Origin of the sequence: Paracoccus sp. S3-43 (assembly GCF_029027965.1) — a bacterium.
Classification (GTDB): Bacteria; Pseudomonadota; Alphaproteobacteria; order Rhodobacterales; family Rhodobacteraceae; genus Paracoccus.
The window spans coordinates 1,488,981-1,510,123 of the sequence record NZ_CP119082.1 but is presented as its reverse complement, the minus strand read 5'-3'; the positions used below and the strand labels follow the sequence as shown (position 1 = coordinate 1,510,123).

Here is a 21,143-nt window from a genome sequence, read left to right as displayed (position 1 = left end):
GGTCTTTCCCATGGGCTGCCTTGCGCCTAGATAGGAACGACGAGTGCGAAAGGAAACCCGATGTTCGATCCCGCCGGCCTGAAATACGACTCGCACGGGCTGATTCCCGCCATCGCCCAGGATCCCGACAGCGGCGAGATCCTGATGATGGCTTGGATGAATGCCGAAAGCGTGGCGCGGACGTTGCAGACCGGGCGCGTCACCTATTGGTCGCGGTCGCGGCGGGCGTTCTGGGTCAAGGGCCAAAGCTCGGGCCATGTGCAGGAACTGGTGGAACTGCGCGTCGATTGCGACCGGGATTGCCTGCTGGTGCTGGTGCGCCAGACCGGCCCGGCCTGCCACACCAACCGGCGAAGCTGCTTCTATACCGCGATCCGCGACGGGGCCGAGGTCGAGATCATGGCGCCGATGGCCTAGAAACCGACAAGCCGGCGAATGTCCTGCGGCGTGGCGCCTTCGTCGCGGAAATGGCGGATCGCGCGGGCGTCGTCGCGTTTGGCCAGCCGCTTGCCTGCGTCGTCCCGGATCAGGCGGTGGTGGTGATAGAGCGGCGTCGGCAGGTCCAGAAGTTTCTGAAGAAGAACGTGGATATGGGTTGAATCGAAAAGATCTTTTCCGCGCGTGACCAGCGTGATTCCCTGCGCCGCATCGTCGACGACCACCGCCAGATGATAGGACGTTCCCATGCCGCGCCGCGACAGGATCACGTCGCCGATCCCGTCCTGGAACTGATCGCGGGTCAGCACATGGTCCTGGCCCGGCATGATCGCCTGATCACGAAAGGACACCCGGTCGATGCCCAGGGCGTCGAAGGCCCGCGCCACATCCAGCCGGATCACGTCATCCGGCCCGGCATCGGCCATGCTGCGGCCCCGGCAAGTGCCGGGATAGACCATCCCGTCCGGCCCGGCGGGCAGGGCGCCTTCCTGAGGGGCCAACAGCGCGGCGCGGATGTCGCCCCGGCGGCAGCGGCAGGGATAGGTCAGCGGCGACAGCCGCGCCAGCGCCTCGTGATAGGCCGCCATGCGGTCGGACTGACGCATCACCGGTTGCGGCCATGTCAACCCCAGCCAGGCCAGATCCTCGTAAATCGCCGCCTCGTATTCATGACGGCAGCGGTCGCGGTCGATATCCTCGATCCGCAACAAGAAGCGGCCGGGATCGGCCAGGCTTGCGGCCACAAGCGCGGCATAGGCATGGCCCAGATGCAGCAGCCCGGTGGGCGAGGGCGCGAAGCGGGTTACTGCGCCGCCAGCCATGCGCTGAAATCGTCCTTGGCGCGCTGCGTATAGGCGGGATAGCGGTCCTTGCGGCCCTTCCTGCCGACCCGCGCCTGATCCAGCGGCGGGAACAGGCCGAAATTCACGTTCATCGGCTGGAAGGTCTTGGCCTCGGCCCCGCCGGTGATGTGATTGACCAGGGCGCCCATGGCGGTGGTCGGCGCCGGGGGCGGCAGGTCGCGCCCAAGCGCCTGCGCCGCCGCCATCCGCCCGGCCAAGAGGCCCATCGCGGCGCTTTCGACATAGCCCTCGACCCCGGTGACCTGCCCGGCGAAGCGCAGGTTGGAACGCTGGCGCAGCCGCATCCGGTCGTCCAGCAGCGTGGGCGAATTGAGAAAGGAATTGCGGTGAATGCCCCCCAGACGGGCGAAGCTGGCGTTTTCCAGGCCGGGAATCATGCGGAACACCTGGGTCTGCGCGCCGTATTTCATCTTGGTTTGGAAGCCGACGATATTATAGAGTGTTCCCAGAGCGTTATCGCGGCGAAGTTGAACCACTGCATAAGATTTTTCGTGGGGCTTGTGGGCATTGGTCAGCCCCACAGGTTTCATCGGACCGTGGCGCAATGTCTCTCGTCCGCGTTCCGCCATCACCTCGATCGGCAGGCAGCCGTCGAAATAGCCCGCGGTCTCGCCCTCGTGGAACTCGGTCTTTTCGGCGGCCAGCAGGGCGTCGATGAAAGCCTCGTATTGGTCGCGGGTCATCGGACAGTTGATATAGGCGCGTCGCTCGGCCTCGGTCCCGCCCTTGTCATAGCGGCTTTGTTCCCAGGCCACCGTCATGTCGATGGTCTCGGCATGGACGATGGGGGCGATGGCGTCGAAGAAGGCCAGCGAGTCGGTGCCCGTCACGGACCGGATCGCCTGCGCCAGCCTGTCCGAGGTCAGCGGCCCGGTCGCCACGATCCAGTTGCCGTCCGAGGGCAGGTCCGTCACCTCGCCCGGCACGACCCGGATCAGCGGTTCGGCCCGCAACGCCTGGGTCACGGCGGCGGAAAAGGCGTCGCGGTCCACGGCCAGGGCGCCGCCCGCGGGCAGGCGGTGGCGGTCGGCCATCGCCATGATCAGGCCGCCCGCCGCGCGCATTTCCCAATGCAGCTGTCCGACCGCGTTCATCACGTCGTCGTCGGACCGGAAACTGTTGGAACAGACCATTTCCGCGCAATCGCCGGTCTTGTGGGCGAAGGTGCCCTTGGCGGGGCGCATCTCGTGCAGGATCACCGGGACGCCCGCGCGGGCGACCTGCCAGGCGGCCTCGGATCCGGCGAGGCCCGCGCCGATGATGTGGACTGGTTCCATGTGACCCCCTGCAAACGACTAGCAAAATGGAAAGGGCGGCGCCAGCGGCACCGCCCCAGGATCGCGCGAGGCGGCCGGGTTCACTCCTCGGCTGCGACCTCGGCTTCTTCGTCGTCACCGCCCGAACGCAGCGCGGAGGGCGCGGCGATGTTGGCGATCACGAAGTTGCGGTCGATGGTCGGCTTCACGCCATCGGGCAGCTTCACGTCGGCGATGTGGATGGTGTCGCCGACGTTCAGGCCATCCAGATCGACGGTGATGTGATCGGGGATGTCGCCCGCCGTCACGACCAGCTCGACCTCGGGGCGCACCGTGACCAGCGTGCCGCCGCGCTTCAGGCCGGGGCATTTGTCGTGGTTGATGAAGTCCACATGGATGAACAGGTTCACCTTCGACGTGCGGCGCAGGCGCATGAAGTCGATATGGATCGGCAGATCCTTCACCACGTCCTTCTGGACGCCGCGGCAGATGACGCGCACGTCTTCCTGGCCTTCGACCTTCAGGTTGAACAGGGTGGACATGAAGCGGCCGGCGCGCAGTTGCGTCAGCAGCTTGTTGAAGTCGAACTGCACGTTGACCGGGTCTTTGTGGTCGCCGTAAACGACTCCGGGAACCTTACCGTCGCGGCGAGCTTGGCGGGCGGCCCCCTTGCCTGACCCCGCGCGCGGCTCGGCCACCAGATCAGGGATCTCTTTGGCCATGATATCTATCCTAAACAGGTTGTGAGCGCCGCCATCCTCCAAGGGTGCATGGCGGAAGATGGGGCTATAGCGCGGGTCACGGACGATGTGAAGTCATAAATGCCCGGTCGCGGTGGGGTGCTTGTGCCGAATCACCTGCTCTGCCAGACTGAAACCGTGCCTGGTGCGGGGTTTGCATGGTCTCGGTGCGTTTGCGCAAGCTTGCGGTTGCAACAACCCTTGCCATGCTGCTGGCCGGCTGCCGGTTCGAGGCCGAGCGTGATATCTTGGCAGGCCGGCCCCCGTTGTCGTTGGATGCGACATTGGCTGTGTTGCCCGCCACCCGCTACGAGGAAGTCGGCGGCACGCGCTCAGCCAGCCTTGAGATGACCCCCGACGGCCTGCTGGAGGTGACGCTGTTCGATAACGGCATTGAAAAACAGCAGGTCAGATTCGTTGCGCTTTATACCGTTCCCGGTCCCATGAATGCCAAGCTGGGGGCGGAAATGCAGGATTCGGGCCGGGTCCACTATTACCTGTTCCGCACCCACGCCGACGGGCGCATTGATTTTGTCGATGTGGATACAGTCACCCATGACGATCCACGGGTTCTGCTGAACCGCGCCAATCTCTGGGCGGTGGGTATCCCGCAGCTTTTCAAGATAATCAACCTTTACGACGAATCCGGGACGTTCCGCCCCTCTCGCCAATCGGAAGCGGATTTTGATGCCGCCGTCGCAGCCCGCCGGCAGCAGAAGGCCGGGGACGACGCGCGACGCAACCGGCAGGAATGTCTGGCGATGATGGCCGACTGCCCCCTGGCCAATGCGGTCTGCGTGGCCGAAGACGACCAGTTGATCGTTAACAGCGTGGACGGCAGGTTCTGGTATTCCTTTGAAACCGGCGCCTTTGTGGCTGGATCAGAAGAGGGGCTTCTGGGAACGGGGCGGCCGAACTGTGGCATGGAAAAGCTGGTGGATTGACATGAGGGGACTGCAATTGTTTTCCGCTGCCGTTCTTGCTGCGGCAGGTCTGTCGCCAGCCCAGAGTGATGCCGCGCAGCTTGCGGTCTGCGCCAGCGACATCGGTTTGCGCATCGCCTATGGCCAACTGGCCGATCACGGTTGGGTGACGCAGGGCTGGGTCAGCATCGGCGCAGGCGACTGCCAAGTTCTGTCCGTCACCATGGGCAAGCCCATCGACCTGCGCCTTCTGGCCTTGCGCCAGGACGAGTCGGGACCAGTCATGACATCCCGCCTTCCGGGCACGCAGGACGAAACAGAACCGACCTACATGCGGGACGAAGAGGTGGTTTGCGGTGCACAGACTGATTTCGAATCCGTCGGCACGATCATTTTCACCATGCAATCCTGCCCCCAGGGACAGGAGCGCATGGTTCTTCCCATGCGTATCCTTGTTCCGGCAAATGCACGGTATCGCCTGTCACTCTGACAGGGCGGCAACCTGATATTCGTCCAGGAAGCCGTGCGGGATCATCACGTTCTGCGGACCGATATTCCTGACATCGCGTTCGCCGCACAGCGCCATGCTGATGTCCAGTTCCTTGCGGATGATCTGAAGCGCGGCGGTCACGCCCGCCTCGCCTATGGCGCCAAGCCCGTGCAACCAGGCGCGGCCGATCCAGGTGGAATGCGCGCCAAGCGCAAGTGCCTTCAGCACGTCCTGGCCCGACCGGATGCCGCCGTCCATATGGATTTCGACACGGTCGCCCACCGCCTTGACGATATGCGGCAACATGCGGATGGACGACAGCGCCCCGTCCAGCTGCCGCCCGCCGTGGTTGCTGACGATGATCGCGTCGGCCCCGAAATCGGCGGCGATGCGGGCGTCGTCGGGATCCAGCACGCCCTTCAGGATCAGCTTGCCGCCCCACAGGTCGCGGATCCGGGCGATCTTGTCCCAGTCCAGCTTTTCGTCGAACTGCTCGGCCGTCCAGCTCATCAGGCTGGAGGGGTCGGCGACGCCTTTCGCATGACCCACGATATTGCCGAAGAAACGCCGCCTGGTTTGCAGCATCCCCATGCCCCACCGCCAGCGCGTCGCCAGATCCAGCAGCGTCGGCAGGGTCAGCTTGGGCGGCGCGGACAGGCCGTTCTTCAGATCCTTGTGCCGCTGGCCCAGGATTTGCAGATCCAGCGTCAGCACAAGCGCGCTGCACCCGGCTTTCTTCGCGCGTTCGATGATGGCCGCCAGGAAGTCCTGGTCCTTCATCACGTAGAGCTGGAACATGAAGGGCTTGGTCGTGTGTTCCGCCACATCCTCGATGGAACAGATCGACATGGTGGACAGGCAGAAGGGCACGCCGAATTGCTCCGCCGCGCGGGCCGCGTGGATTTCGCCGTCCGCGTGCTGCATTCCGGTCAGGCCCACCGGGGCCAGGGCCACCGGCATCGCCACGGGCAGGCCCACGATGTCGGACGCGGTGCTGCGGTTCGACATGTCCACGGCGACCTTCTGGCGCAGCTTCAGCCGGGCGAAATCGGTCGCGTTCTCGCGGAAGGTCTGTTCGGTATAGCTGCCCGATTCCGCATAGTCATAGAACATTTTCGGCGTGCGGGCGCGGTGCATCCGCTTCAGATCTTCGATCGAGGTGACGACGGGCATGGCGCTCTCCGGCAGTTTGGTCAAAAATCTTTACCAGAGAGGCGGGCCTTCGGCAATCAGTCCTGCGGACGCATCCGCGACAGGGTGTCCGGCTCGATCACCGGGCCGCGCAGGGCCTCGGCCCGCTGCCGCAAGGCATCGGCCCGCGCCTTCGCCTGGGCATCCACGGCGGCGGAGGAGGCGGCGCGCGGCGCATGATCGGGCAGCGCGGGTTCGGCCAGGATCCGGTCGGTGGGCAGCAGGCTGGGATAGGTGTCGGCATCGCCGGTGCAGGCGGCAAGGGCCGCGGCGCAGGTCAGGATCAGGGCATGTCTCATGGGTTCCATGATTACGGCGGGTCCGGCCACGGGGCAACGGACTTTCCCGCCCGCGCGCCCCGCGTTACAAGGCCCCATGGCCCGCACCCAAGGTTCCCGCGCCGAGATCACCGGCCCCCTGATCCGCACCCATGCCCGCCGCCTGTTCGCGCGGCAGGGCTATGCCGCCGTGTCGATGCGCCAGATCGCATCCGCCGTGGGGGTGCAGGCGGGGGCGCTCTATGCCTATACGCCCGACAAGCAGGCGCTGCTGTTCGATCTGTTGCAGGATCATATGGAGCACCTGCTGGCGTCCTGGGCGGATATTCCGGGCGATCCCCTGGCCCGGCTGGAACATTTCGTGCGCTTCCATATCGACACCAGCCTGGACCAGGCGGACGCGGTGTTCCTGGCCTATATGGAACTGCGCAACCTCACGCCGGAAAACTTCGCCCGCATCGCCGCGTTGCGGGGGCAATACGAATCCGCGCTGGAAACGATCCTGCGCGACGGGGTGGCGGCGGGCGTGATGCGCATCGACGACCTGAAGCTGGCGACCATGGCGCTGATCGCGATGCTGACCGGCGTGACCAACTGGTATCGCGAGGGCGGGCGCCTGGACCGCCGCCGCATCGGCGACATCTATTGGGGTCTGGCGCGCGGTGCGGTCGGCGCGGATTGACCGCCGCGTCTTCCTTGCCCAAATACCCCTTTCCTTGACGCCTGCCACAGCGCGATAATCCCCCCATGAGTCTGCCCCCCGGCTTCCTTGACGAGATCCGCAACCGCGTTCCGATCAGCCGCGTGATCGGCAGGAAGGTGGCGTGGGATCTGCGCAAGTCGAACCAGGCGCGCGGCGACTGGTGGGCGCCATGCCCGTTCCACCAGGAAAAATCGGCCAGTTTCCACTGCGACGACCAGAAGGGCTATTATTACTGCTTCGGCTGCCACGCCAAGGGCGACGCCATCAGCTTCCTGCGCGAGACCGACGGGCTGGACTTCATCGAGGCCGTCAAGCTGCTGGCCGCCGAGGCGGGCTTGCAGATGCCCGAACCCGATCCCCGCGCCCGCGAAAGGACCGACCGCCGCACCCGCCTGCTGGATGTGACCGAGGCCGCCTGCCGCTGGTTCCGCCTGCAACTGCAAACCGCCGCCGCCGCCCAGGCGCGCGATTACCTGGCCCGGCGCGGGCTGGACGCGGCGGCGCTCGACCGCTTCGAGATCGGCTTTGCACCCGACAGCCGCACCGCCCTGACCGCCGCCCTGCGCGACAAGGGCTTCGACGACGCGCTGATCGTCGAATCGGGCATGTCGGCCCTGCCCGACAAGGGCGGCGCGCCCTATGACCGCTTCCGCGGCCGGATCATCTTTCCGATCCGGGACGGGCAGGGGCGCTGCATCGGCTTTGGCGGCCGGGCGATGGATCCGAACGCGCGGGCCAAATACCTCAACAGCCCGCAAACGCCGCTGTTCGACAAGGGCCGCAACCTCTACAATCTCGGCCCCGCGCGCGCCGCCGCCGCCAAGGGCCAGCGGCTGGTGGTGGCCGAGGGCTATATGGACGTGATCGCCCTGGCCCGCGCCGGGTTCGAGGGCGCCGTGGCCCCCCTGGGCACCGCCATCACCGAGGATCAGCTGCACCTAATGTGGCGCCTCTCGCCGGAACCGGTGATCGCGCTTGACGGCGACGCGGCGGGGCAGCGCGCGGCGCAGCGGCTGATCGACCTGGCCCTGCCGATGACCGGGCCGGGCCAGGCGCTGCGCTTCGTCATCCTGCCCGCGGGTCAGGATCCCGACGACCTGATCCGCGCGGCGGGACCGGGCGCGATGGGCGCGCTTCTGGACCAGGCGCGCCCGCTGGTCGATCTGCTGTGGGCGCGCGAAACCGAAGACCAGGTTTTTGACAGCCCCGAACGCAAGGCCGCCCTGGACAAGCGGCTGGCCGAGGCCATCGCGCGGATCCCCGACGAACGGACCCGCGCCCATTATTCCGAGGAACTGCGCCGCAAACGATGGGAGCTTTTCGGCGGAGCCCGGCGGGGCGACTGGAAGCCCGGCAAGCGCGGCGGGGCGGCCAGGGCGGCGCGCCCCATCGTGCCGGTTCCGGCCACGGCGACCGATCCCCAGGCCGCCGGCGCCCTGCTGGAAGGGGCCAGCCTGCTGATCTGCGCGCTGCGTCCCGAACTGATCGGGCCAGAGGAAACGCGCCTGGAACGCCTGACGCCCGCCGATCCCGACCGCGCGGCCCTGCTGTTCGACCTGCTGGGCCAGACCCAAAGCCTCGCCGGGGCGCGCGGGCTTGAAACGCTGCGCCGCGACGCCCATCTGGGCCTGACCCCGGCCGTCATCGACGCGCAGGATACCGAAACCGTCGCCGCGATTCTGACCAATCTTCTGGACCGGCTGGAAGCGCAGCGCGCCATCGGCGCCGAACTGGCCCGCGCCGAGGCCGAAATCCAGGGAGAGGCGGATGAGGGCCTGACCTGGCGGATGCAGCAGATCGCCCGCGCCCGCCACCGCGCCGAACGCCCCGAACTGGAAGGCGGCACGGATCTGAACGAGGATCGCGAGGCCCTGTCGGCCCAGCTGTCCCAGTTCCTCGACGGTCAGATCTGGCGCAAGCCGCCGCGCCGCTGACCATCCGCAGGTGATTCGCCGGCGACGCGAATCGGTCGCATCGCGCGCCCTTTGATTCGGGGGTGCGCCACGCTAAATGTAGAGCAGATTTCAGTGATTCGCCCCGCCCGCGAATCACCGCCTGAGCAAGGGAGCCGTTCATGGCCGCCAAGGACGACGATCACGACAAGACCGACAAGGACGACAACGCCCATTCGCTGGACATGAGCCAGGCCGCCGTCAAGCGCATGATCGCCGAGGCGCGCGAGCGCGGCTATATCACCTATGACCAGCTGAACGCCGCGCTGCCGCCCGAACATGCCTCGTCCGAGCAGATCGAGGATGTGATGTCGATGCTGTCCGAAATGGGCATCAACGTGATCGAGGACGAGGACGGCGCCGAGGAACCCGAAGGCGGCGCGGTCGCCATTGTCGGATCGACCTCGCGGGAGGTGGCCGTCGCCACCTCCGAGACGGAAAAGCTGGACCGCACCGACGATCCCGTGCGCATGTATCTGCGCGAGATGGGATCGGTCGAACTTCTCAGCCGCGAGGGCGAGATCGCCATCGCCAAGCGGATCGAGGCGGGCCGCAACACCATGATCGCGGGCCTGTGCGAAAGCCCGCTGACCTTCAAGGCCATCACCATGTGGCGCGAGGAGCTTCTGGACGAAGAGATCCTGCTGCGCGACGTGATCGACCTGGAAACCACCTTCGGTCAGTCGCTGGAAGACGAGGACGGCGCCGACGAGGAACTGTCCGAGGAAGCCGCCCCGGCCGAGCCCACGCAGAAGCACGAGGAACTGGATGCCGACGGCAATCCCATCCTGACCGAGGAGGACGAGGACGAGGACGAAGGCGCCAACCTGTCCCTGGCGGCGATGGAGGCCAGCCTCAAGCCCAAGGTTCTGGAAACGCTGGAACTGATCGCGCATGACTATGAAGCCCTGGCCGCGATGCAGGACCAGCGGATGTCGGCCACGCTGAACGAGGACAACAGCTTCTCGGCCACCGCCGAGAGCGACTATCAGGTGCTGCGCTCGCGCATCGTCGGGCTGGTGAACGAGCTGCACCTGAACAGCAGCCGGATCGAGGCCCTGGTCGATCAGCTTTACGGCATCAACCGCCGGATCGTGACCATCGACAGCGGCATGGTGAAACTGGCCGATGCCGCCCGCATCAACCGCCGCGAGTTCATCGACGCTTATCGCGGGACCGAGCTTGACCCCACCTGGATCGACCGCATGTCCCAGCAGTCGGGCCGCGGCTGGCAGGCGCTGTTCGAACGCTCGCGCGACAAGGTCGAGGATCTGCGCAACGAAATGGCGCAGGTCGGCCAGTATGTCGGTGTCGATATCGAGGAATTCCGCCGCATCGTGTCCCAGGTCCAGCGCGGCGAGAAAGAGGCGCGTCAGGCCAAGAAGGAAATGGTCGAGGCGAACCTGCGGCTGGTCATCTCGATCGCCAAGAAATACACGAACCGGGGCCTGCAATTCCTTGATCTCATTCAGGAAGGCAATATCGGCCTGATGAAGGCCGTGGACAAGTTCGAATACCGGCGCGGCTACAAGTTCAGCACCTATGCGACCTGGTGGATCCGTCAGGCGATCACGCGCAGCATCGCCGATCAGGCCCGCACGATCCGCATCCCGGTCCACATGATCGAGACGATCAACAAGCTGGTGCGTACCGGCCGCCAGATGCTGCACGAGATCGGCCGCGAACCCACGCCCGAGGAACTGGCCGAAAAGCTGCAAATGCCGCTGGAAAAGGTCCGCAAGGTGATGAAGATCGCCAAGGAGCCGATCTCGCTCGAAACCCCGATCGGGGATGAGGAGGACAGCCAGCTTGGCGATTTCATCGAGGACAAGAACGCCGTCCTGCCGCTGGATTCCGCGATTCAGGAAAACCTGAAGGAAACCACGACCCGCGTCCTGGCCAGCCTGACCCCGCGCGAGGAGCGGGTTCTGCGGATGCGCTTCGGCATCGGCATGAACACCGACCACACGCTGGAGGAGGTCGGTCAGCAGTTCAGCGTCACCCGCGAACGCATCCGCCAGATCGAGGCCAAGGCGCTGCGCAAGCTGAAGCACCCGTCGCGGTCGCGCAAGTTGCGGTCCTTCCTGGACCAGTGACCGGCACCGACAGCCTTTCCCCAATCGGGCAGGTGCCGAACCGGCTTGCAAGTTCGGCACAAACCATGAACACTATCCCCAGTTGTTCGTGGAGAGCCGATGCCCAGCCTGATTGAAGACCCCGACGCCCTTCGCATCCTGCTGATCGGTGCGGTTGCGATGCTGGCGGTCCTGACGGTGCTTGCGGCGGGTTGGGCCAAGGCGCGCCGACTGGCGGAAAGCCGCGCCGCCGACCTGGAAGCGCGGCTTGCCGCCTTGGGCGAGGAATCGCGCGCCCTGGCGCTGCGCGCGGGTCAGCACGAGGCGCGGCTGGACGGTCAGTCCGCGCGCCTGTCCGAACTGTCCGAGGAACGCGACGGACTTGCCGATGCGCTGCACCAGGCGCGGCAGTTGCTGTCCGCATCCCGCACCGAACTGGCCGAGGCGCGGATGGGAGCCGAAAAGGACGCCGAATCCGCCGCCCGCGAAATCCAGACGCTGCGCGAGTTGCGCGCGGACATGACCGCGCAGTTCAAGCTGCTGGCCACGGAAACCCTGCGCGTCCAGCAAGGCGACATGCAGAAGGCCCAGGGCGAGCAACTGTCGGCGCTGCTGAACCCGTTCCGCGAACAGGTCCATCGCTTCCAGACGGAATTGCAGGCCAGAAACAAGGTCTTGGACGAAGAAGGTGCGAGACTGCGCGAACAGATCGCCTTTCTGCACCAGCGGTCCGAGGATATCTCTCGCGAGGCGGTGAACCTGACCCGCGCCTTGAAGGGCGACAAGCAGCGGCAGGGCGCCTGGGGCGAGATGGTGCTGGAACGCCTGCTGGAGGATTCGGGCCTGATCGCGGGCACCCATTACGACACCCAGTCAAGCTGGACGGACGAGGACGGCAAGCGCTGGCGTCCCGACGTGGTGGTCAGGATGCCGCGCGCCAAGGTCATGGTGATCGACAGCAAGGTGTCGCTGAACGACTATGAAGCCTCGGTCAATGCCGAGGATCCGGCCGAGGCGCAGGCCGCGCTGCGCCGCCATGTCGCGGCCCTTCGCGCCCATGTCGTGACGCTGGGCGACAAGGGCTATCACCGGATGGATGACGGTTCGGTCGATTACGTCTTGATGTTCATCCCCATCGAGGGCGCGTTCTCCGAGGCGCTGCGGGCCGATCCGACGCTGGCCAGCTTCGCGATGGAGCGGCGGGTGGGGCTGACGACGCCCACGACCCTGATGCTGACCCTGCGCACCGTCGAACATATCTGGGCCGTCGAACGGCGCGAGGCCAACGCGACCGAGATCGCCAAGCGCGCCGGCCAGCTTTACGACAAGGTGGCGGGCTTCGTCGAATCGATGGAGGGCGTGGGCCGCGCCCTGGACCAGGCGGGGCGGGCGCATGGGCAGGCCATGGACCGGCTGTGCCGCGGATCCGGCAACGTGATCCGCCAGGTCGAGATCCTGCGCGAACTGGGCGCGCGCGCCCAGAAGCGCATCGAGACCAGCCACGACGGCGACGACGGCTTTCGCCTGGAACCGCCCGAGGCCGCCGAATGAACCGGATCTTCACGATCGCCACGCGCGGTCCCGCCTGTCACGACTTTACCCGCGACGTGGCGCGATGGCTGACCGATCTGGACGCGCGGGACGGGCTGTTGACCCTGATGGCGCGCCACACCTCTTGTTCGCTGCTGATCCAGGAAAACGCCGATCCCGATGTGCAGACCGATCTGCTGGGCTGGCTGGATCGCATCGCCCCGCCCGCCGATCACCCCTCGATGTCCTGGCTGCGCCACCGCGACGAAGGCCCCGACGACATGCCCGCCCATCTGAAGGCGGCGGTCCTGCCGGTCAGCCTGCAAATCCCCGTGGCGGGCGGCCGGATGATGCTGGGCACTTGGCAGGGCCTCTATCTGGTCGAACACCGCCGCGCGCCGCACCGGCGAGAGATCGCGGCCCTGTTCCAGCCCGCCTGACCGCGCGGCATTCCGGTCACAGGCCGGCCCATGAACATCTTGTGGCTTGTGGATAAGGCTACCCAATTCCTGCCGGTCTTTTATAGTGATGGGGATTTTCGGGGCAAAGGGGACAACTGGATGCGCTGCCCGTTTTGCGGAAACGTCGATACGCAGGTCAAGGACTCGCGCCCGGCCGAGGATAACGTCGCCATCCGCCGCCGCCGGTTCTGCCCCGCCTGCGGGGGGCGCTTCACCACCTATGAACGGGTGCAGCTGCGCGATCTGGTGGTGGTGAAAAACAGCGGCAGGCGCGAGGATTTCGACCGCGACAAGCTGGCCCGCTCGATCCGTATCGCCATGCAGAAGCGCCCGGTCGAGCCCGAGCGGATCGAACAGATGATCAGCGGCATCGTCCGGCGGCTGGAAAGCACCGGCGAAACCGACATCCAGTCCAAGATGATCGGCGAGATCGTGATGGAGGCGCTGTCGCGCATCGACAACGTCGCCTATGTGCGGTTCGCCAGCGTCTACAAGAACTTCCAGGACGCCGACGATTTCGACAAGTTCGTGTCGGAACTGCGTCCCATGCCCGGCGGCGCATGAACGTGCCGCGACCCGACGATCTGCGCCATATGGCCCATGCGCTGCGGCTGGCGCGGCGGGGGCTGGGGAATGTCTGGCCCAATCCGGCGGTGGGCTGCGTGATCCTGCGCGACGGCCGCGTGGTGGGACGCGGCTGGACCCAGCCCGGCGGCCGTCCTCATGCCGAACGGATGGCCCTGGATCAGGCCGGTCCGCTGGCGCGGGGCGCGACGGCCTATGTCACGCTGGAACCCTGCGCCCATCATGGCCGGACCCCCCCTTGCGCCGAGGCGCTGGCGGCGGCGGGGATCGCGCGCGTCGTGTCGGCCATGACCGATCCCGACCCGCGCGTGGCCGGGGGCGGGCATCGGATCCTGCAAGACGCCGGGATCGCCGTCACCGAAGGCGTGCGGCAGGCCGAGGCGGAGGAATTGCAGGCCGGTTTCCTGTCGCGCCTCTTGGCGGGGCGGCCCTTCGTGACGCTGAAGCTGGCGACCAGCTTTGACGGCCGCATCGCCACGGCCAGCGGCGAAAGCCGGTGGATCACCGGCCCGCAGGCGCGGCTGCATGTCCACGCGATGCGGATGATCCACGATGCGGTGATGGTGGGCGGCAACACCGCGCGCGCCGACCGGCCGTCGCTGAACGTGCGGGGGCTGACCACCCCGTGCCAGCCGGTGCGGGTGGTCCTGACCTCTGGCCCCGTGCCCGGCCTGCCGCCCGAGGGGCCGATGCACGGCCCCCTGATCCAGATCGACGCCCCGCCGTGGGACGCGCTGACCCGGCTTGCGCAGCAGGGCATCACGCGGGTGTTCTGCGAAGGCGGAGGCGTGCTGGCCGCGTCGCTGCTGCGCGCGGGGCTGGTCGATCAGGTCATCGGCTATACCGCCGGGGTGATGCTGGGCGGCGACGGACGGGCTGCGGTCGGGACGCTGGGCCTGGACCGGCTGGCCGACGCCCCCCGGTTCCGCCTGGCCGAAACCCGGCGGCTGGGGGACGACCTGTTCCACCGCTGGCTTGCCGAGAACCCGCGACCTGGGGGCGGCCGGCACCCGTGACGCGGCCGAACCGGGTCTGGCCGCCCGGATCCGCGCGGAAACCGGCGGCGGCGTGGATCATGCGCTGGACCGGGCGGGCGCCACCCCCGCCCCCGCCTTCGAGCGCCGGCTCGTTCTATTCGACTGACGGTCCGCCCGAGGGTTGCAGGCGGGTGATGCCGGTGGCGGCTGCGCGGGCCAGTCCCGGATCCAGCGACATGCCGATATATTCCCCCCGCCGCCACAGCCCCGCCAGATCGTCGTAATGGCGCGACAGCGGATGGCCCGACTGCCCGGTCGAGATGATGAAGACCGAACTGTCGGGATCGGCCAGGTCATAGACGCCGCGATAGCCCGGACCCGTCGCGGCCTCGAACGGATCGGGACCGGCGCCCAGCATCCCGGTATGGGACAGGGTGAAGGCCCCGCCGGACGTCGACTGCGACAGGTTCACGATCCAGCCAAGCGCAGGGATCCGCCCCAGCCCCGGATGGACATGGCGCGCCTGATGCGCGTCGCCCCACCGCCAGCTTGTCACGTCGGGGCCGAACCGCTGTGTCAGATCCAGGATCGCGCGGTCCAGGGCCTGGCGGGCGATGGCCGTGCAATCCTCGACCGGGGCGCTTTGCACGATGTCGCACCAGGCGCCCGCGCCGTCGCGGTTGCGAAAGACCGAATCGACGAAGCCCGGATGCAGGCCGCGGATGTCGTCGGCCAGGGGACCAAGCTCGTCCCGGATCAGGCGGTCTTGCAGCGCGGCCATCCAGGCGGCATAGATCAGCGGTTCGGGCAGATGCTCGCTCATCGCGCCGTCCCATTCGGCCAGCAGGTTCAGCGCGTCCTGGCGCTGCCGGTCGGGCGTGCCGGGGGCGGCGGCTTCGCCGGTGAACCACAGATCGGCCCCGACCAGCGGCAGGAGGGCGCGCGCGGCAGGGCTGACGATGTCCAGCTGGGCAGCGATGAAGCTGTCGCGGGAATGGACCTCTCGGTCGTTCAGCAGATGCGACAGCCGCGCGCGGCGCAGGGCCAGGGGACCGCGTTCCTCGGTCGCAAGCGCCAGGTTGCCGGGGGTCGGGCTGTCCTGGGTGACGGGCACCAGCCCGGACCATTCGCCTTCCGAAAGCCAGCCCGGAACCGGCATCGCGCCGCCGGTCGGATGGCTGGCCGACCGCTGAGGCATGGCGCCGACCGTCACCTGCCGGATGGAGTCCGCGTCGGCCAGCGTCACCGCCATCGCGGGCGCCACCACGCGGCCAAGCGCGGTGGCGGCGCTGTCGGCATCGGTGGCGCGCATCAGCCCGATCAGCGCCGACATGGTGGTGTCCGTGGCCGACAACCCGGTCCATCGCAGCGCCGGCACATGGCCCAGGGGGGTGACATCGGCCAGCCCCGGATCCAGCAGCGGCACCAGGGGACCGTTGCGGGTGCCGCGCAGGACGACGGCGCGGGCCGGTTCGTCCAGCACGCGGATCACCTCGCGCCGGGTGGCGAATTCGGTCCAGCCCTCGGCGCCGCGATAGCGGTCGGCCTGTCCGGGCTGGACCTCCTCGATGGCGATGTCGGCGTCGTCCACGGCGGCCGGGGCGATGCCCCAGGCCAGTTGCGGGTTGCGCCCGGAAAAGATCACCGGCAGCCCCGGTATCGTGGCCCCGATCACCCCGCCCGGCGTCAGGTGCAGCCGCGCCAGATAATACAGCGACGGCGCGACCAGCGGGCTTTGCGGATCGTTGGCCAGCAGCGCGCCGCCAGCCGCCGTGCGGTCCGCGCCCGCCGCGAAGGCATTGGCGCCGAGCCCCTGGTTGGGGCGCAGGAACCCGGCGGCGTCGCGGGCCAGCGGATCGCCCAGCCGCGCCTCGGGCGCGGCAAGGCGCGCGCCGGGAAACAGGTCGGCATAGCGGGGCAGGGCGGCGTTGCCTTCGCCCGTCAGCAGGTCCGTACCCCGGTCGGGCCAGGTCAGCGACAGGCGGGCGCGCAGGATCTCCTCGGCCGCCGAATTGCTGGTGGCGGCGGCCAGAAGCTTCAGGATCGCCAGCGAATCGGCAGGCTGCCAATAGGCGATGTCTTGGGGCAGGACGAAGAATTCGGGCGCCCCCCGGCCCAACGCCCCCTTGTTGATCTGCGCGATCCACTGGTTCACGCCGTCGGAATAGGCGCGCAGCGCCGCCTGGGTGGCCTGGTCCTGCGATTCCACCGACGCGGCGGCGTTGCGATACAGTTCCAGCCGCCGCGCCAGGTCGTCGGCGGGAAAGGCGCCCGCGCCATAGACCTCGGACAGGCGGCCCTGGGCCGCGCGGCGCAGCAGCGTCATCTGGAACAGCCGGTCCTGGGCATGGGCCAGGCCCAAGGCGAAGAACACGTCCTCGTCCGTCTGGCCGAAGATATGGGGCACGTTCTCGGTGGTCCGCACGATCTCGACCGGGGCGGAGATGCCCTGCACGCGCAGCGTGGCGTTATAGTCGGGCAGCGACCGCACCGCGAAATACCAGGCCAGGATCGCCGCCACGACCAGCAGCACGATCAGCCCGATGGTCAGCCGCAGAAGCCAGCGGAAAAGGGTCAGCATGTCGGAAGATGATCCATGGGCCGGTCCGCTGCCTGTCTTTCGGGGGCCTGCGCGCTTGACCATGGCGCGCGGGAATGTTGGGGTGCTGCATAATTCAGGCGCGGCGTCAGTTCAACGGACCCGCGCAGCGGCATCGAGGGGACGAATGGCAAAGCTGGCATTTCTGGGACTGGGCGTCATGGGCGCGCCGATGGCGGGGCATCTGAAGGGCGCGGGCCACGAGGTGACGGTGTTCAACCGCACCCATTCCAAGGCCGGGGACTGGGTGGCCCGGCATGGCGGCGCCTGGGCGGAAACCCCGCGCCAGGCGGCCGAGGGCGCGGAGTTCGTGCTGTGCTGCGTGGGCAACGACGACGACCTGCGCCAGGTCTGCCTTGGTTCCGACGGGGCCTTCGCCGGGATGGGACCGGGCGCGATCTTCGTCGATCACACCACGGTATCGGCCGCCGTGACCCGCGAACTGGCCCAAGCCGCGCGGGATCTGGGGCTGGGCTATGTCGATGCGCCGGTATCCGGCGGGCAGGCGGGCGCCGAGAACGGCCAGCTTTCCGTGATGTGCGGCGGGTCCGAGGCCGATTTCGACGCGGCCGCCCCGGTGATCGGCGCCTATGCCCGGATCTGCCGCCGGATGGGCGATGTGGGCGCGGGCCAGATCACCAAGATGTGCAACCAGATCGCCATCGCCGGTCTGGTCCAGGCGCTGTCGGAATCGCTGGCCTTCGCCAAGCGGTCGGGGCTGGAGGTCGAGAAGGTGGTCGAGGTGATCAGCCAGGGCGCCGCCGGAAGCTGGCAGATGGTCAACCGCCACAAGACCATGGATGCGGGCCAGTTCGACCACGGCTTCGCGGTGGACTGGATGCGCAAGGATCTGGCGATCTGCCTGGCCGCCGCGGACGAGGTCGGGGCCTCGCTGCCCGTGACCGCCCTGGTCGATCAGTTCTACCAGGATGTGCAGCGGATGGGCGGGGGCCGCTGGGACACCTCGTCCCTGATCGCGCGGCTGGGCTAGTCGCGCTTCGCCTCGGACCGTTTCAGGACAGGTTCCGCGCGGGCCAGGGCGCGGCGGATATGGCCGGGAAAGCTGCCCGGCGCGATCGCCAGCGTCGCCGAATGGGCCGCGCAGATGGTGCGGGCGTCGCGCCAGTCCTGGGCTGTCCGCAAGGCCCAGGCGCGGAAATCCCGCGCCGCGCCGGGCCGATCCTGCAAGGCCTGGCCCAGGGTCGGGTGAAAGGCAAGGCGCGGCAGCCGCAAAAGCCGCCGCAGCAGGCCGGGGATCGGCAGGACGTTCAGCGTGTCGTCGACATGCAGGCTGCCGCTGGCGGGGTGATAGGCCAGCAGCGACCCGGCATGGACCCGCTCGTTCCGGCAGATATAGTCGATCCCGTCGGGCAGCGAAAAGCGCAGGTCGGGAAACCGCGCCGCGACCGGGGCGGATTCGACCGCATCCGGCTGCCAGGGCAGGGCGGGCCATGTCCGGCGGTGGCGATCCGACCCGAACAGCAGCGCCTGGGGAAACATCCGGTGCATCCTTTCGCAATGGATCGTGTGGAATGGATGCAGATTCAGGATCGCCCGGACCGACCCGCCGCCCTCGGTCAGCGCCATGACCTGCCCGGCCACCCGGTCGCCGAAGCCATAGGAATCGAGGAACAGGAAATCCCCCGAAGACAGCCGCACCAGCGACGACTGCGTGCCGACATTCACCACGCCGCCGATCCGCAGGGTGCCGCGAATGTTCCAGAAGCCGTTGCCCAGGTCGATCACCCGATCCGCCATCACGCCCCCGGAGGATTGCCGCTGTCGCGGGCGGCGGACAGTTCCAGGCCGGCGGCCTTGCAGATCTCGCGCAGGGCGGGCTTCAACCCTTCCTCGAGCGTGGGGTGATAGAAAGGCACGTCCAGCAGGTCGCGCGCGGTGCTGCCGTTCATGATCGCCGCCACCAGCAGATGCGCCAGATGGTCGGCGCCCGGCACCGCAAGATCCGCGCCGATCAGCCTGCCCTGCGCGTCGGCGCCCAGGCGCAGCCTTCCGTGGTTGCGCGCCTCGATCCGCGCGCGGCCCTGGTCGGCGTAACCGGCAAAGCCGTTCAGCGGGCAGTCCTCCGGCCCGGCGCCGATGGCCGCGACCGGCGGATCGGTGAAGGTGATCGTGAACAGGGGCGGGCGGTCGGCGGGCGTCACCTCGGGATGGCGGGCGGCGTTCGCCCCGGCGATGGCGCCTTCCAGCGACGCCTCGTGCAGGACCGGGGCGTCGGCATCGGCGTCGCCCGCGATGAAGATCGCCCGGTCGTCGCATTGCAGGGTCTTGCGGTCGACATCCGGCACGCCCCTGTCGTCCAGCACCAGCCCGGCCGCCTTCAGATCCAGCCCCTCCAGCGCAGGCGCGCGCCCCGTCGCCACCAGCACGCAATCGAAGTCCCGATGCTGGCCGTCCCAGGAAAGCCGGATCCCCTGGTCCCGCGCCTGCGGTTCCGGCGCGCAGCCCAGATGCAGCGCGACATCCCGGCCGTAAAGTTCGCGGAACCCATCGTGGATCCGGTCGCAGCGGATCTTGGCCAGCCGGTCGCCCTGGTCGAACAGCGCCACCCGCACCCCCAGCCGCGCGAAGGCCTGGGCCAGTTCCGCGCCCAGGGGACCGGCGCCGATCACCGCCATGCTGGCGGGCAGGGCCTTCATCTCGAAGATCGTCTCGTTGGTCATGACCCTGGGGCCGAGATCGCGATAGGGGCCGGGGATCACCGGCCGGGATCCCGTGGCGATCACCACCGCTTGCGCCGCGACCTGCCTGCCATCGCCCAGTTCCAGCCGGTCGGGCGCCACGAAACGCGCCCGCGCGTCGATGCGGATGCCGTCGGGAATGTCGTCGAAGCCCTTGCGCGTCGCCGCCGCGAAGCGGTCGCGTTCGGCGCGCAGCCGCTGCATCACCCGCCCTCCGTCCACCTGCGCCGCCGGGATGTCGATGCCCATCAGCCGGGCCTTGTCCAGATCGGCACGGGCGCGGGCCGCGGCGATCAGCAGCTTCGACGGCATGCAGCCGGTCGTTGCGCAAAGCGTGCCCCCGAACCCGTCGTCGATCAGCAGGGTGCGCGCACCCGCCCGCCGCGCGGCGCGTTCCGCCGCAAGCCCCGCCGTGCCCGCGCCGATGATCGCGACCTCGCAGGTCAGGTCGGCGCTGGTCAGGTCGGCCCCGGTGTCGGTCATCGTCGTCCCCCGCTGGTTTCCGCAACAGAACAACGGGCCGGGTCCGGGGTTCCGTCGCGCCTAGATCGCCTGCCGCGCCGTCGTCATTCCGGCCAGCCAGGCTTGCGCGGGATCGGCCCGTTCCGCGACCACCCCCTGCGCCGCCAGGGCGGCGGCATAGCAGTCGGCCAGCCAGCCCTGGCCCAGGATCACGACGTTCTGGCCCAGCCACCAGGGCCGTGCGGCGGCCAGTTCCGCGCCGATCAGCAGGCCCGCGATCCGTGTCCTGGCGGCGGCCCGGCCGATCCGGTTCAGCGCGAGGTCGGCGCGGACCGACGACAGCTCGGCCGCCAGGGCCGCCGGGCGCGACATGGCCTGTGCGACGGCATCGGCAAAGCCCGCATCGGCGGTCGCGTCGTCCTGCGCGGCCAGGGCCGACAGGATCTCGGCCGTCAGGAAGGTGCGGAAGCTGACCACCTCGGACGCGCTGATCTGCACCCAGGCCGAGGGGCTGCCCGGCAGGCACAGCACACCGTCGAAATCCGGCCGGGCGGCCAGATGGCCCGCGATCCGGGGCACGGGGCCGACGATCAGATCGGTGGGGCGGTCCTGGGCCAGGCCGGGCAGGGGATGCAGGCGGATCCGCGGATCCAGGTCAAGCGCCGGGGCAGGCCGGCCGGGGCTGCAGGGAACGCGGACCGGATCGACCCCCGGCCAGCCCGAGGCGATCACCGTCAGCACCCGGCCCGGCGCCGGCATCGGCAGCAGCAGCCCGCGCAGCGCGGCGCCCGGATCCTCGGTGCAGGGCGCGGCACGCGTCCGGCCGTCGTGCCACAGCCGCAATTCCCCCTCCGCCCGTTCGACCGCCACCCAATCCATCCGCGCCCCCATTCCTGCGACGCGCAAGATGATCGTCCCGCC

General features: G+C 68.3%; 20 protein-coding genes. 11 read left to right on the top strand and 9 right to left on the bottom strand.

Translation table 11 applies throughout. The features are described from left to right. Window positions 1-60 precede the first annotated feature (60 nt). A complete protein-coding gene (gene hisI / locus PXD02_RS07790; protein ID WP_275106248.1) occupies window positions 61-417 on the top strand; it encodes a phosphoribosyl-AMP cyclohydrolase in 357 nt (118 codons plus the stop codon). Here hisI and gluQRS read toward each other — a convergent pair. The 3 genes from gluQRS to PXD02_RS07775 all read right to left on the bottom strand — a co-directional run bounded on the left by gluQRS (window position 414) and on the right by PXD02_RS07775 (window position 3,279). Next, window positions 414-1,259: a tRNA glutamyl-Q(34) synthetase GluQRS gene (gluQRS, locus tag PXD02_RS07785; protein WP_275106247.1), complete on the bottom strand. Its 846-nt coding sequence runs from the start codon at window positions 1,257-1,259 to the stop codon at window positions 414-416. The genes hisI and gluQRS overlap by 4 nt on opposite strands. Next, entirely contained in the window at window positions 1,241-2,578 is a 1,338-nt protein-coding gene (gene trmFO, locus PXD02_RS07780) for a methylenetetrahydrofolate--tRNA-(uracil(54)-C(5))-methyltransferase (FADH(2)-oxidizing) TrmFO (RefSeq protein WP_275106246.1), read from the bottom strand. Before trmFO ends, gluQRS begins: the two co-directional genes overlap by 19 nt. A gap of 80 nt (window positions 2,579-2,658) precedes the next feature. Then, entirely contained in the window at window positions 2,659-3,279 is a 621-nt protein-coding gene (locus tag PXD02_RS07775) for a 50S ribosomal protein L25/general stress protein Ctc (RefSeq protein ID WP_275106245.1), read from the bottom strand. A gap of 176 nt (window positions 3,280-3,455) precedes the next feature. Here PXD02_RS07775 and PXD02_RS07770 point away from each other — a divergent pair, with 176 nt between their 5' ends. Further along, the gene (locus PXD02_RS07770; protein WP_275106244.1) at window positions 3,456-4,241 is read left to right on the top strand and encodes a hypothetical protein; all 786 of its coding nucleotides are present in this window, start codon (window positions 3,456-3,458) and stop codon (window positions 4,239-4,241) included. A gap of 1 nt (window position 4,242) precedes the next feature. Then, window positions 4,243-4,710 carry a hypothetical protein gene (locus PXD02_RS07765; RefSeq protein WP_275106243.1) on the top strand — a complete coding sequence of 156 codons (468 nt, stop codon included), beginning with the start codon at window positions 4,243-4,245 and terminating at the stop codon, window positions 4,708-4,710. On the opposite strand, the gene PXD02_RS07760 is transcribed toward PXD02_RS07765, so the two are convergent. Together PXD02_RS07760 and PXD02_RS07755 are read right to left on the bottom strand one after the other, a co-directional pair. Beyond that, window positions 4,702-5,883: an alpha-hydroxy acid oxidase gene (locus PXD02_RS07760; protein ID WP_275106242.1), complete on the bottom strand. Its 1,182-nt coding sequence runs from the start codon at window positions 5,881-5,883 to the stop codon at window positions 4,702-4,704. The genes PXD02_RS07765 and PXD02_RS07760 overlap by 9 nt on opposite strands. Window positions 5,884-5,939: 56 nt before the next feature. Beyond that, a complete protein-coding gene (locus tag PXD02_RS07755) occupies window positions 5,940-6,200 on the bottom strand; it encodes a hypothetical protein (protein WP_275106241.1) in 261 nt (86 codons plus the stop codon). Window positions 6,201-6,276: 76 nt separating this feature from the next. On the opposite strand from PXD02_RS07755, the gene PXD02_RS07750 reads away from it, so the two are divergent. From PXD02_RS07750 to ribD, 7 genes are all read left to right on the top strand, one after another. Next, window positions 6,277-6,861 (top strand): TetR/AcrR family transcriptional regulator, encoded by a 585-nt coding sequence (locus PXD02_RS07750; RefSeq protein ID WP_275106240.1) that lies wholly within the window; start codon window positions 6,277-6,279, stop codon window positions 6,859-6,861. Between the two features lie 65 nt (window positions 6,862-6,926). Beyond that, window positions 6,927-8,816: a DNA primase gene (gene dnaG, locus PXD02_RS07745; protein ID WP_275106239.1), complete on the top strand. Its 1,890-nt coding sequence runs from the start codon at window positions 6,927-6,929 to the stop codon at window positions 8,814-8,816. 140 nt (window positions 8,817-8,956) lie between these two features. Continuing rightward, the gene (gene rpoD, locus PXD02_RS07740) at window positions 8,957-10,930 is read left to right on the top strand and encodes an RNA polymerase sigma factor RpoD (protein ID WP_275106238.1); all 1,974 of its coding nucleotides are present in this window, start codon (window positions 8,957-8,959) and stop codon (window positions 10,928-10,930) included. Between the two features lie 99 nt (window positions 10,931-11,029). After that, window positions 11,030-12,460, top strand: coding sequence for a DNA recombination protein RmuC (locus PXD02_RS07735; RefSeq protein WP_275106237.1), 1,431 nt, complete (start codon window positions 11,030-11,032; stop codon window positions 12,458-12,460). Then, the gene (locus PXD02_RS07730) at window positions 12,457-12,879 is read left to right on the top strand and encodes a secondary thiamine-phosphate synthase enzyme YjbQ (RefSeq protein WP_275106236.1); all 423 of its coding nucleotides are present in this window, start codon (window positions 12,457-12,459) and stop codon (window positions 12,877-12,879) included. The genes PXD02_RS07735 and PXD02_RS07730 overlap by 4 nt, the downstream gene beginning before the upstream one ends. Before the next feature lie 120 nt (window positions 12,880-12,999). Next, on the top strand, window positions 13,000-13,464 hold the full coding sequence (gene nrdR, locus PXD02_RS07725) for a transcriptional regulator NrdR (protein ID WP_275106235.1): 465 nt from the start codon (window positions 13,000-13,002) through the stop codon (window positions 13,462-13,464). A 29-nt stretch (window positions 13,465-13,493) separates the two neighbouring features. Continuing rightward, complete coding sequence (gene ribD / locus PXD02_RS07720) at window positions 13,494-14,501, top strand: bifunctional diaminohydroxyphosphoribosylaminopyrimidine deaminase/5-amino-6-(5-phosphoribosylamino)uracil reductase RibD (protein ID WP_275106388.1); 1,008 nt, start codon at window positions 13,494-13,496, stop codon at window positions 14,499-14,501. Between the two features lie 115 nt (window positions 14,502-14,616). Here the strand turns inward: ribD and PXD02_RS07715 are convergent, their stop codons facing one another. Continuing rightward, window positions 14,617-17,043 (bottom strand): penicillin acylase family protein, encoded by a 2,427-nt coding sequence (locus PXD02_RS07715; RefSeq protein ID WP_275106234.1) that lies wholly within the window; start codon window positions 17,041-17,043, stop codon window positions 14,617-14,619. Window positions 17,044-17,188: 145 nt separating this feature from the next. On the opposite strand from PXD02_RS07715, the gene PXD02_RS07710 reads away from it, so the two are divergent. Beyond that, entirely contained in the window at window positions 17,189-18,052 is an 864-nt protein-coding gene (locus PXD02_RS07710) for an NAD(P)-dependent oxidoreductase (RefSeq protein ID WP_275106233.1), read from the top strand. On the opposite strand, the gene PXD02_RS07705 is transcribed toward PXD02_RS07710, so the two are convergent. The 3 genes from PXD02_RS07705 to PXD02_RS07695 are packed head-to-tail and all read right to left on the bottom strand — an operon-like array spanning window position 18,049 to window position 21,101. Beyond that, window positions 18,049-18,819: a hypothetical protein gene (locus PXD02_RS07705; RefSeq protein ID WP_275106232.1), complete on the bottom strand. Its 771-nt coding sequence runs from the start codon at window positions 18,817-18,819 to the stop codon at window positions 18,049-18,051. The genes PXD02_RS07710 and PXD02_RS07705 overlap by 4 nt on opposite strands. Continuing rightward, on the bottom strand, window positions 18,819-20,243 hold the full coding sequence (locus PXD02_RS07700) for a dihydrolipoyl dehydrogenase (RefSeq protein WP_275106231.1): 1,425 nt from the start codon (window positions 20,241-20,243) through the stop codon (window positions 18,819-18,821). The genes PXD02_RS07705 and PXD02_RS07700 overlap by 1 nt, the downstream gene beginning before the upstream one ends. Window positions 20,244-20,303: 60 nt before the next feature. After that, complete coding sequence (locus PXD02_RS07695; RefSeq protein ID WP_275106230.1) at window positions 20,304-21,101, bottom strand: 2-dehydro-3-deoxygalactonokinase; 798 nt, start codon at window positions 21,099-21,101, stop codon at window positions 20,304-20,306. Window positions 21,102-21,143 lie beyond the last annotated feature (42 nt).

Excerpts from the sequence above, each read along its gene's own strand:
- PXD02_RS07775 (WP_275106245.1), bottom strand. The coding sequence starts at position 3,279 with ATGGCCAAAGAGATCCCTGATCTGGTGGCCGAGCCGCGCGCGGGGTCA.
- ribD (WP_275106388.1), top strand. The coding sequence starts at position 13,494 with ATGGCCCATGCGCTGCGGCTGGCGCGGCGGGGGCTGGGGAATGTCTGG.
- PXD02_RS07705 (WP_275106232.1), bottom strand. The coding sequence starts at position 18,819 with ATGGCGGATCGGGTGATCGACCTGGGCAACGGCTTCTGGAACATTCGC.
- PXD02_RS07695 (WP_275106230.1), bottom strand. The coding sequence starts at position 21,101 with ATGGATTGGGTGGCGGTCGAACGGGCGGAGGGGGAATTGCGGCTGTGG.
- PXD02_RS07760 (WP_275106242.1), bottom strand. The coding sequence starts at position 5,883 with ATGCCCGTCGTCACCTCGATCGAAGATCTGAAGCGGATGCACCGCGCC.
- nrdR (WP_275106235.1), top strand. The coding sequence starts at position 13,000 with ATGCGCTGCCCGTTTTGCGGAAACGTCGATACGCAGGTCAAGGACTCG.
- PXD02_RS07755 (WP_275106241.1), bottom strand. The coding sequence starts at position 6,200 with ATGAGACATGCCCTGATCCTGACCTGCGCCGCGGCCCTTGCCGCCTGC.
- PXD02_RS07700 (WP_275106231.1), bottom strand. The coding sequence starts at position 20,243 with ATGACCGACACCGGGGCCGACCTGACCAGCGCCGACCTGACCTGCGAG.
- gluQRS (WP_275106247.1), bottom strand. The coding sequence starts at position 1,259 with ATGGCTGGCGGCGCAGTAACCCGCTTCGCGCCCTCGCCCACCGGGCTG.
- dnaG (WP_275106239.1), top strand. The coding sequence starts at position 6,927 with ATGAGTCTGCCCCCCGGCTTCCTTGACGAGATCCGCAACCGCGTTCCG.
- PXD02_RS07770 (WP_275106244.1), top strand. The coding sequence starts at position 3,456 with ATGGTCTCGGTGCGTTTGCGCAAGCTTGCGGTTGCAACAACCCTTGCC.
- trmFO (WP_275106246.1), bottom strand. The coding sequence starts at position 2,578 with ATGGAACCAGTCCACATCATCGGCGCGGGCCTCGCCGGATCCGAGGCC.
- PXD02_RS07710 (WP_275106233.1), top strand. The coding sequence starts at position 17,189 with ATGGCAAAGCTGGCATTTCTGGGACTGGGCGTCATGGGCGCGCCGATG.
- PXD02_RS07730 (WP_275106236.1), top strand. The coding sequence starts at position 12,457 with ATGAACCGGATCTTCACGATCGCCACGCGCGGTCCCGCCTGTCACGAC.
- hisI (WP_275106248.1), top strand. The coding sequence starts at position 61 with ATGTTCGATCCCGCCGGCCTGAAATACGACTCGCACGGGCTGATTCCC.
- PXD02_RS07765 (WP_275106243.1), top strand. The coding sequence starts at position 4,243 with ATGAGGGGACTGCAATTGTTTTCCGCTGCCGTTCTTGCTGCGGCAGGT.
- PXD02_RS07715 (WP_275106234.1), bottom strand. The coding sequence starts at position 17,043 with ATGCTGACCCTTTTCCGCTGGCTTCTGCGGCTGACCATCGGGCTGATC.
- rpoD (WP_275106238.1), top strand. The coding sequence starts at position 8,957 with ATGGCCGCCAAGGACGACGATCACGACAAGACCGACAAGGACGACAAC.
- PXD02_RS07735 (WP_275106237.1), top strand. The coding sequence starts at position 11,030 with ATGCCCAGCCTGATTGAAGACCCCGACGCCCTTCGCATCCTGCTGATC.
- PXD02_RS07750 (WP_275106240.1), top strand. The coding sequence starts at position 6,277 with ATGGCCCGCACCCAAGGTTCCCGCGCCGAGATCACCGGCCCCCTGATC.